The sequence below is a fragment of the Sphingobium sp. SJ10-10 genome (assembly GCF_036038995.2).
Classification (GTDB): domain Bacteria; phylum Pseudomonadota; class Alphaproteobacteria; order Sphingomonadales; family Sphingomonadaceae; genus Sphingobium.
Genome location: NZ_CP158136.1, coordinates 112,413 through 120,057, shown reverse-complemented (window position 1 = coordinate 120,057; position 7,645 = coordinate 112,413). Strand labels below are relative to the sequence as shown.

The following is a 7,645-nucleotide window of genomic DNA, read 5'->3' as shown; positions in this document are numbered from 1 at the left end:
AAGCGCCCCTTTTGAAACTGGGAGCACAATAACCTCACTTGCGCTTTTTCGTCAAATGCAAGCTCGATTTCGAAAGTGTATCATCTGTGCCGAGGCTTATAACTGGCTGAAGGCCCTATTCCGACCGACCTGACGGACCTATCCTGACTCGGTGGGGGTGAATGCCAAATTGCACCGGTGCAATTTCCGTTATGGCCGCCCTCGACGGGCTACGAAACTCTCACAAAATCCGGTCCATGAACTGATCAGCTTCGCCCCCTTGAGCTTTGCCAAGCGATCTCCCATTTGCTGACGATAGGCGTCGGCGATGAGGTCGATGTCCCATCCTCCGCCGTGCGATCTCGCGATTGCGGCGAGCGCCTCTGCGTTGAAACGGATCGTTCCTTGCGGGAACATGATCTCGGTGCCCTTTTCGGACGAGGTCAATGAACTGACCGCTGCCTTGACCATCGATCCTACCGCCAGCGTGTCCGCGATCGTCTCGACTGTTTCTTCGCGCCGCGCCTTGCGTCCTGTTGAATGACGCTCAATCTCGTCCACGGTGGCTATCTGCGCCGGGGCGTCCTTCGGCTCGAATCGAAACTCGATCTCGGTCACTGTCCGGCCCTGCCGTATCTCTTTCCATTCGACCCGGAAGTGCGCGAGCTGGTCGATCTCAGCCTTTGCCTTTTCAAGAACCTTGCGACGGAGCTGCGCGAAATCCTTATAAACATCGGGCGATATGCCCAACGCTGCGCGCAGCGCCGCCATATCACCCTTCCAGGTGGACTGGCGACGATGGAGCCGCAGCGATCCGATTTCATAAAGCTTGAGGGCATAACTCGATCGAAAGCCGAGCACCGCCTGTCGATTGAGAACGGCATAGCTCTCAGATTCCTGAATGAGCTTACGCGCATCAGGCGTAAACTCCCATTCAATCCACCCCGCATCCGCACCGTCAGTATCTTCAGCCTCTTCGCGGGATGACGAGATCAGGGAAAAGCGCAGCGTAGCTTTCTTGCCGCGCCAGGATCGGTCGTCGATCGCGAAGAGGGTGCGGTGAAGTTCCTCCAGCATGTCGGAGATACGTTCGTTACCCTTGTGCCCGCGGCGAATATCGGCCTTGCGCATACGATGCGGCCGGTCCTGCCAAGCATCGCCGCCTGCGGTCAGGATCATCAACGCGAGCAACCGGGACGCCGTCAGGCTGAGCGATTGGCCTTTCACGAACTTGATTTCGACGATGCTGCCGGGTTTGGCGAATTCCTCGCCACCCTTCGCCTGCAAGGCCGCTGCAACACGCATGGCACGGCCAGGCGCCGAATCGGCTTGCGCCTCTTGCGCTGTATCGCCGCTTAGATTTTCCGCATGTTCCATGTCATATAGGCCGAGCGCATATTGGGCAGATTCGCCTAATTGCTGCCTGACCTGTCCTCGCTCGTCAAGTCAGGGCAGGCTGAAGCGGTTTTTCCGCCCCCATCCGGTCAGGTTGGAATCGTATGACGCCTTTGCAAAATTCCTGAGATTCTGCCGAGTCGCGATGCAATTTGGGTTCTGTCCGTTTTCGGCTCGCTCACGCGCGAAAATCGCGCCAGAATGCCACCGTTCCAAAGCGCGGGATCGCCAGATGCCATCGCCCCCAATCGGTCAGGATAGCCCCAATAGGTCAGCTATCTCCCCCCGACCAGTCAGGATGGTGCCCCCGCCGGGTCAGGCAAAATCCCCCGCGCGGTCAGGATAAACGCGACAGATCATTGAAATTGCGGACCTTTTTAGCAGCGAATCTGAATCACTTAGAATCATGAATCCTTCCGCTGCAAGCAGCGGCGTTGTTTTAGAATGATTCTAAGAGACCAAGCAGGCGATTCGTTTAGCCTTTACGGTCGGACGACATACCCGCCCCCCTAGCTGGGGGGATATCTGCAGACCGGTGTTCCACGATAACATCACGGTCTCGATCCTTGGCAGCTCCGCCCTGCGACGAGATCCTCAGCGAACCGATCGTAGCTGCATCACCGCTCGTCGCCGCTGAGCAGACGCAGTGAGGAGGTCGCATGATCAATTTTGCCAAATTCGAGATCATCGGACGGATCGGTGAGATCGATGCCAAGCCCAAGGTCACCAACATCTCGGTATGCGCGAACTACCGCCGCCGCGGAGAAGGCGATCAGTGGATCGAGGATAGCTACTGGAACCGAGTCGTCATTTTCAGCGATGGTCAGCGTAAATATATCGATGAGAAGGCTCAGGTTGGCGATCTCGTGCGGATTGCCGGACGGCTCCGTGACACCTCCTATGAGCGCGACGGGACCACCCACTACACGACCGACCGGATCGTCGAAGAGTTCGGTGTGCTCGCGGCAAAGGCGGCATAAATCTCAGGAGGCAGCGTCGATCGGCAAGAGGAGAGGGGGCATGCGCGGAGCGACCTTGGATTTCGACAGGAGTTTCGCCCATGCCCGCCACCATCGATGCAGCAGTCCGCGCCAGACAAATCGTCGAGAGCTTGGGTGGACGCTGGTCAGGATCGCGCGGAGAGTGCCGCTGCCCCGCCCATAACGATCACTCGCCTAGCCTTTCGGTCCGCCTAGGCACCAAGGCGATCCTGTTCAAATGCTTTGCGGGATGCACATCGACCGATATCCTCAAGGCTCTGGATCGTCAGGGCTTGCACGACAGGCTGCCGGTCTATGTCGAACCACGCGCGCCGGCGCGCGATCTGAGCGGCTTGGCCAGGTCATTGTGGCAGCACAGCATCCCCATCGCCGGAACACCGGCTGAAGCCTATCTTCATGCTCGGGGCCTTTACGCGCCAACGTCCGATCTTCGCTTCAACCCACAGACGATCATAGGGAAGGGCAAGGATCGGCGCAGCCTTCCCGCAATGATCGCCGCAGTGAGAAATGAGCTGGGCCTGGTCGCGGTCCATCGGACCTTTCTCGATCCCACAAACATTTTGCGGCGCCCCTTCCGCAAACCCAAGCTAGCTCTGGGTCTGCTCGGCTCGGGCAGCGTACGCTTTGGTGAGCCGGATGACGTTCTGGGCATTGCCGAGGGGATCGAAGATGCCTTGTCCGCCATCGACTGGTTCCAATTGCCGGTTTGGGCTGTGCTTGGTGCCGAGCGCTACGCCCATGTCGGCATACCGTCGCAGGTGAAGCGCGTCATCGTGTTCGGCCAGCGAAACAAGGCGGCGAAAATCTGCCTGAAGAGGGCAGGGGATCACCTCAGGGCCAACGGGCGAAGGGTCGAGGAATGGCTCCCATCCGAACATGATGATTGGAACGATGCTCTGCGCGATCGGCTTGCCCGCAACGCCGTTCCTCGCCCCATGATCCAGCTCCACTCCCACTGAAGAGAGGAGAGGAAGCCTCCGGCTTGTTGCTCCGGTGATGGGCACCGGGCGATGCAATGGAGGCTTACAATGCGCACTTCAGCCGCTGCTCTCGAACTCGATTTCACCGAACCATCCATTAACGCGGCGAAGGCGGTCCACGCCGTGTTGCGCAAGGGCAACGGCATCGACCGGCCTGGCCTGCTCCGGACGATGGAAACCGCCTATGGTTCAACCGCGGCCGATGGGCATTGGTCACTCCGCGACGCCTATGATGTGCTTGAGCTGGCCCAGGTTCTGCACCTCGCCACGCTCGACCTGTCGCAAGAGCCGGCCGAGTGCCTTGCGGCCCTGACCGCGCTCACCGCATCCCTGCCGACGCATAGTGTGCGCAGCGAAGAACAGATCGCGCTCCAGCAATTTTCGACACCGGCCGCGATTGGCTATCTTGCCGCGCTCGCCGCTCGCATCACCGCCGCGGATACCGTCCTCGAGCCCTCCGCCGGCACCGGGCTCCTCGCCGTATTCGCCGCCCGCGTTGGCGCCAAGCTTGTCCTCAACGAGATCGATCCCGCGCGTGCCGTTATGCTCGAGGCAGCATTTCCCACCGCACCGGTCAGTCGCCACGATGGCGAACTCATCCACGATCTGCTGCCGCTGTCGATCCGCCCGACCGCCGTGCTCATCAACCCGCCCTTTTCCCGCAGCATGGGCAGGCATGCCGACCCGCTTGCCGCGTTCCGTCATCTGCGCGCCGCTTTGAAGCGACTTGGTGCCGGGGGGCGCTGTACCGCGATCCTTCCCGATCGCGTGGACACATCAAGCCGCGCCTGGGCGAAGGCGACCGACGGTTTCGCGGTCACGCTCCACGTCGAGCTCCCCGCGAATGCCTATGCCAAACATGGCACCAGCCAGATCGTGAAACTGATCGTTCTGGAAAAGGGCTCCCAGGACGACGTCGCCCTCATCCGGTGCAGCTCGCTCGCCGAGGTGCTCGCGACGATCAGCACATCGGCCACCAGCCTTACGGCAACCCCGCGATGCTCGCCAGTGCGCCTTGCACCAACCCGTGCGCACGGATCCCTGCTCGGCGGTCTTTCGAGCAGGCCCCGGCTTTCGGCCCCGATCGCCAAGGCCGCCCCGTCTCTCGGCGCGCTTGATATCGGCTACGATGTCTTTGCCGAACCCGTACCGACCGGCGAGGCGGTCGGTGTCTATTTGCCGTACCGGCCGAGCCGCATCGCCATTCCCTGTGCATCCGCGCATCCGACCGCTCTGGTGGAATCGATCGCCATGGGCTCGATTACGGCACCGCGGCCCTCTTACATTCCCAAGCTGCCCACCCGCGTTGTCGCAGACCGGGTGCTGTCCGACGCTCAGCTCGAAACGCTGATCTATGCTGGTGACGCCTTCGAGCGAGACATTTCTGGCCTGTTCAAGGCGGCCGAGGAAGGATTGTCGCTCGCGCCCGACCAGGACGGCCGACCTTATCGGACCGGGTTTTTCCTTGGCGACGGCACGGGTGCCGGCAAGGGCCGTCAGGTTGCAGCCATCATCCTCGACCAGTGGCTGCGTGGGCGCCGCAAGCATATCTGGATATCCAAGACCGAGACGCTGCTTGAGGATGCACGTCGTGACTGGACCGCGGTCGGCGGTCTCGCGCTCGACATCCAGCATCTGAATCAGTGGAAGCTCGGCACGCCGATCGGCGCGGCCGAGGGCGTGCTATTCCTCACCTATGCGACGCTCCGCTCCAACCGCGGCGACAAGGGCACCCGTCTTCAGCAGATTCTCGACTGGGTCGGGGACGATTTCGACGGCATGATGGTGTTCGACGAGGCGCACGAAATGGCGGGTGTCGCCGGCGGCGAAGGCCGTTTCGGCACCAAGGACGGCTCGGATCAAGGCATCGCCGGCGTGCGCCTGCAAAACCTGCTGCCTCGCGCCCGCGTCCTCTACGTGTCCGCAACCGGCGCGTCGGACGTCAACAATCTCGCTTATGCCACCCGGCTTGGCCTGTGGGGTCCGACCACCGCCTTCGCCGATCGCCGTGCCTTCGTCGACAGTTTGCGTCGTGGCGGGATCGCGGCAATGGAATTGATCGCCCGCGACCTGAAGATGCAGGGCCTCTATGTTGCCAGGGCGCTCAGTTTCGCCGGTGTCGAATATGACATCCTCGAACATCGTCTTACGCCCGACCAGATCGAGGTCTATGATGCCTATGCCGATGCGTGGGCGATTATCCATGCCAATTTGCGCACAGCGCTCGATGCCACCCGGGTGACGGACAGCTTCTCCAACGACACCTACAACAGCGGCGCGAAGGCCGCTGCACTGTCGATCTTTGAATCCACCAAGCAGCGTTTCTTCGGCCAGATTCTCATCGGCATGAAGCTGCCGTCGCTGATCCCGGCGATCCGTGCCGATCTGGCCCGGGGCGAGAGCGTCGTGATCCAGCTCGTCTCGACGTCCGAGGCGATGCTCAACCGGGCACTTGCCGCGCTGAATGCCGAGGACCGGGCGAGTCTCGACATCGAGCTCTCACCCAAAGAGTTCGTCATGTCCTATCTCACGGCGGCCTTTCCCGTCCGACAGATGAAGACCTTCGTCGATGACACTGGCAAGACCCGCTCCGAGCCGATGTCCGACGAGGAAGGCCGTCCCATCTTCAGCCAGGAAGCGATCGAGATGCGCGACAATCTCGTCGAGCGGTTCTGCTCCCTGCCGATCGTGGGGTCCGCCCTTGATCATATCATCGGGCATTTCGGGAGCGATGCGGTCGCCGAGGTTACGGGACGCAGCCGGCGCATCGTCGTCGACGCGCATGGTCGCCAGCGTATCGAGAGCCGTTCGCCGCGAACAAACCTCGCCGAGACCGACGCCTTCATGCGGAACGAGAAGAAGATCCTGATCTTCTCCGATGCAGGCGGCACGGGGCGCAGCTATCACGCGAGCCTCACCGCCGAGAACCAGTCACGCCGCAACCATTATCTGCTCGAGCCCGGTTGGCGCGCTGACGCGGCCATCCAGGGTCTCGGCCGCACCCACCGCACTCATCAGGCCACCGCGCCTCTGTTCCGCCCGGTATCGACCGACTGCCGCGGCGAGCGGCGCTTCATCTCGACGATCGCCCGCCGCCTCGACAGCCTCGGCGCCCTGACGCGGGGCCAGCGCCAGACGGGTGGCCAGGGTCTGTTCGACCCGCGGGACAATCTTGAAAGCGATTATGCCAAGGAATCCCTCGAGACATGGTTCCGCCTTTTGGCCGACGGCAAGCTGCGCTCGACGACGCTCGATGAATTCCAGACCCTCACCGGACTTGAGCTGGAGGGCGAAGGCGGTGGGCTGAAGGAGGAGCTGCCGCCCATTCAGCGCTGGCTCAATCGTATTCTCGCACTGCGCATCGCGCTGCAGAATGCGATCTTCGATGAATATCTCGGTCTGATCGAGGCCCGGATCGAGGCGGCGCGCGAAGCGGGCACGCTCGATCTTGGTGTCGAGAGCATCAATGCCGAACGCATCACGATCCTTGATCGCACCGTGATCCGGCGCGATCAGACAAGCGGCGCAGAAACCGAGATCCTGCGCCTCGAAACGGAGGAGCGCTATAAGCCGCTCCCGCTCGATCGCGCGTTGCGGATCCTGGGCGATGACGCGCGCCCAATCGTCAATCGGAAGTCCGGCAGGGCCGCGATCCGGTGCAGCACCTATTCGCTCACCGACGACGATGGCGAGATCGTTCGCCGCTACGAGCTGGTTCGGCCGACCCGTTCCGAGCGGATGCGGCAAGACTTGCTGCTCGAAACGATGTGGGAAGAGACCAGCGAGGAGGAATTTTCGGCGCTGTGGCAGGCCGAGGTAGAGGAGATGCGGGACAAGACCCGCACCAGCACGCTCTATTTGGTCGCGGGCCTGCTCCTGCCGGTCTGGGATCGCTTGCCCGACGATCATGTTCAAGTCTGGCGGCTGAACACCGATGACGGCCAGTCCTTCCTCGGCCGGATTGTCCCTGCACCGCTGGTGTCGAAGCTCGCGGACGCCTTCGGGATCAATGCCGCCATCACCGTGTCAGGCGACGATACCGCAAAGCATGTGATGACGACCGGCGAGATATCGTCTGTCGGAGCCTATCGGCTCAAGCGCAGCCTGGTCGCGGGCCAGCAGCGCCTCGAACTGCTCGATTGGCCGCACACGCGGCTTGCTGAACTCAAGGCGGCCGGCTGTTTCACCGACATCATCCAGCACAGGACGCGGATGTTCGTTCCGGTCGCGCATGCCGCTGCCGTCATCGAGCGCATCACCGCCTGACCATCCAGGGCCTCTCTCCACGCT

Annotated in this window: 4 protein-coding genes; 3 read left to right on the top strand and 1 reads right to left on the bottom strand. The window is 61.9% G+C overall.

Annotated elements, in window-relative coordinates; genetic code table 11:
* Positions 1-189 precede the first annotated feature (189 nt).
* Positions 190-1,284: a replication initiation protein gene (locus VVT58_RS23715; protein WP_040602497.1), complete on the bottom strand. Its 1,095-nt coding sequence runs from the start codon at positions 1,282-1,284 to the stop codon at positions 190-192.
* A gap of 749 nt (positions 1,285-2,033) precedes the next feature.
* Here VVT58_RS23715 and VVT58_RS23710 point away from each other — a divergent pair.
* From VVT58_RS23710 to VVT58_RS23700, 3 genes are all read left to right on the top strand, one after another.
* Positions 2,034-2,354 carry a single-stranded DNA-binding protein gene (locus VVT58_RS23710; protein ID WP_021243468.1) on the top strand — a complete coding sequence of 107 codons (321 nt, stop codon included), beginning with the start codon at positions 2,034-2,036 and terminating at the stop codon, positions 2,352-2,354.
* 80 nt (positions 2,355-2,434) lie between these two features.
* Positions 2,435-3,334 carry a toprim domain-containing protein gene (locus VVT58_RS23705; protein WP_021243469.1) on the top strand — a complete coding sequence of 300 codons (900 nt, stop codon included), beginning with the start codon at positions 2,435-2,437 and terminating at the stop codon, positions 3,332-3,334.
* Between the two features lie 69 nt (positions 3,335-3,403).
* The gene (locus VVT58_RS23700) at positions 3,404-7,621 is read left to right on the top strand and encodes a strawberry notch-like NTP hydrolase domain-containing protein (RefSeq protein ID WP_021243470.1); all 4,218 of its coding nucleotides are present in this window, start codon (positions 3,404-3,406) and stop codon (positions 7,619-7,621) included.
* The last annotated feature ends 24 nt before the right edge of the window (positions 7,622-7,645 follow it).

What these genes read in the sequence shown, in the direction of transcription:
- VVT58_RS23715 (WP_040602497.1), bottom strand. Translation starts at nt 1,284, where the DNA reads ATGCGTGTTGCAGCGGCCTTGCAGGCGAAGGGTGGCGAGGAATTCGCC.
- VVT58_RS23705 (WP_021243469.1), top strand. Translation starts at nt 2,435, where the DNA reads ATGCCCGCCACCATCGATGCAGCAGTCCGCGCCAGACAAATCGTCGAG.
- VVT58_RS23700 (WP_021243470.1), top strand. Translation starts at nt 3,404, where the DNA reads ATGCGCACTTCAGCCGCTGCTCTCGAACTCGATTTCACCGAACCATCC.
- VVT58_RS23710 (WP_021243468.1), top strand. Translation starts at nt 2,034, where the DNA reads ATGATCAATTTTGCCAAATTCGAGATCATCGGACGGATCGGTGAGATC.